Raw genomic sequence first — 2409 nt, 5'->3', positions numbered from 1 at the left:
GGTAATGGCTTAATTGTTGGGTCATCAAATCTAATTGAAATATGCCAACGTCCTGAGGGATGTAATCTGACTGTTACTGTGCTTGGTTCACATCCGTCTGGTATTTGTCTTGACCATCGAATAGGTAAAGGTTCTGTGCATTTAGCTAAATAGATTTGTCTGTCTTTGAATTTAAAAGCAGATTTGGTAAATTCGGCACTTCCTCCTTGATGTTTTTTCTTAAAGTTGGGATACTTAGTACGACCAGCAAAGAAATTAGTAAAAGCTGTTTGTAGGTGTCTTAACCCTTGTTGTAAGGGTACACAGCTAACTTCGTTTAAAAAGTCTAATTCTTCTTGTTTTTTCCAATCGGTCAACATTGAAGAAGTTTGAGCGTAGCCTACTCTTTCTTGCTTTTCGTACCATGCTTGTGTTCTGACATGGAGAGCTTTGTTGTCAACTAATCTTACACAGCCCAATGTGCGCCGCAATAGCGACTCTTGTTTTGGTGTGGGGTAAAATCGGTAAGAATAGGCTTTTTCCATATCTCGCATTCTAGCATATATCGTGTAAATGCGCTAATATTTAACGGTAAAGCCGTCGTAGAACGACGGGGTTTCAGACCCAAATTTTCGATGATTCTCAATTAATTCTTAAGAAAAAGTAAATATTGCGAAATGTAAATTGAAATCTTCTCAAGTATTAATGGTTTATTGATAAAAAATGCTTATATAAGCTAGACTGCATTGAAACCGCATCTTGAAAATTTTAGTACAAAGGCTCTGCTCTCCCCTCTCCCCACTTCCCTTTAGCCAGTGCCTTCAGCCTAGAATTTAGGTGAGAAGATCGGTTGTTAGACAATCTCTCAATTTTTCAGATAAAATACGAACACTTGGTTCCGAAAAAATATGGCTATGCGCCCCATGAATATCATAAATTTCTAGTCCTTCGTCAGCAACGCCTTCCCATCCATTGGTTGGATCAAAAGCATTTATACCTGTATGTTTGGCTCTGAAAAGGGTGATTTTGCCCGGGTAAGATTGCGGTAGATAAAGTCGAGGGGGCGAAGCTTCTAGTGGCTTTGTCTCCAGTGTTTTTTCTGATGGCTGAACAGGAAAAGAAGTTCTTTGAATAATTTTTTGAACAGATAAACTTTTAAGTTTTTCGAGGAGATAAGAAACCCTCTCTTGAGGTTCAAATAATAAAAAGTTACCCCAATAAATTTGAGAATATCGGATCAATTCTGACATCAATTTTTGAAAACGAGAGCCTTTTTTCCAGTGGGGTGGCAGCTTAAGATGGGGATGTAGGGTATCAAATAAAATTAATTTGGCAACGGTCTGACCTTGTGCTTGCAGTTGTTTAGCCATTTCAAAGGCCACGTTTCCGCCATTAGAAACCCCCAATAATATATAAGGTCCTTGAGGGTAAAAAGCTTGCATTTCTTCAATGTAGTGAGCGGCCAAATTCTCGATGGGGGGTAACTTGTCTTCTTTTTCCTTCCCTTTTCTGGCAGCCAATCCATAATTTAAGCCATAAATAGGTTGTCTCAACCCTAAATAATTGGCTAAGGGACGGTAAAAACTTAAACCCTCCCCCAGAAGATGAATAGCAAACAGAGGAATTTTATCCCCTAATGGTTGAATAGGAACTAAAGAATACCAAGACGATGACCATTCCCCTCTGGATAAAATCTTAGCTAATTTTTCAACAGTTGGGGCTTGATATAAAACAACGATAGATAATTCTTTCGAGCAAATTTTTTCAATTTCAGCTACAAGTTTGACCGCTAAGATAGAATCTCCCCCTAAGTCAAAGAAGTTATCATAAATACCAACTTCCTTAAGTCCTAAAATCTTTTTCCAAATCTGGGTCAATTGCCCTTCTAATTGATTACGAGGCGCTCGATAGGTTTGTTCTAGTGTTTGTTGAATCAGAGCATCAACCCATTTAATCGTAGCCGTAAATTCCCCCGTTTCTAGACGCTGTTTTAGGGATAGTCGTTGAATTTTTCCGGTGGATGTTCTGGGAATAGTGGGACTTAGGCGTTTTCGGTCAGCAAAAAAGGCTCAAACCATTACGGGACAAAGGGTTAACCTCGATTTATGATTTTCCTTGATCTATCTGAGTTTCAGCGATTTTGGGCTTCTCGAAGTAAATCCCAAGCTGGGATTGGAGTTGAGGCTTTTCTCGATTTGTTTTTTGTCTAAGTCCCAATAGCGGATTTTTGCAGGGGAATAAGATATTTAGGGTTGATTCCTAGGGTTTGTGTCAGTTTTCCTCGGATATGGCTCTTCTGGTTTTCGTGTGTTAATTTTTGTTATGAATTAAAGCAAGCAAACAGCTTAAGTCGAAGATGTTCAAAATTGGTAAATCCATAACTTATTCTTTTAATAAGCTTTATTTTGGTATTCATTCCCTCAATTAATC

Annotated in this window: 3 protein-coding genes; all 3 read right to left on the bottom strand. The window is 38.4% G+C overall.

What is annotated here, in order from left to right; translation table 11 throughout:
* Positions 1 to 524: RNA-guided endonuclease InsQ/TnpB family protein (locus O9295_RS06850; RefSeq protein ID WP_288032456.1), on the bottom strand; the 524-nt coding region annotated here is incomplete at its 3' end.
* A gap of 288 nt (positions 525 to 812) precedes the next feature.
* Positions 813 to 1856, bottom strand: coding sequence for a thioesterase domain-containing protein (locus O9295_RS06845; RefSeq protein ID WP_288032455.1), 1044 nt, complete (start codon positions 1854 to 1856; stop codon positions 813 to 815).
* A gap of 443 nt (positions 1857 to 2299) precedes the next feature.
* A partial coding sequence (locus O9295_RS06840) for a transposase (protein ID WP_287672724.1) occupies positions 2300 to 2409 on the bottom strand: 110 nt, incomplete at its 5' end.

The organism is Microcystis sp. LE18-22.4A (assembly GCF_027531105.1).
Lineage (GTDB): Bacteria > Cyanobacteriota > Cyanobacteriia > Cyanobacteriales > Microcystaceae > Microcystis > Microcystis aeruginosa.
Note: the sequence above shows the minus strand (reverse complement) of the source record. Positions and strands in the feature narration are given on the sequence as shown.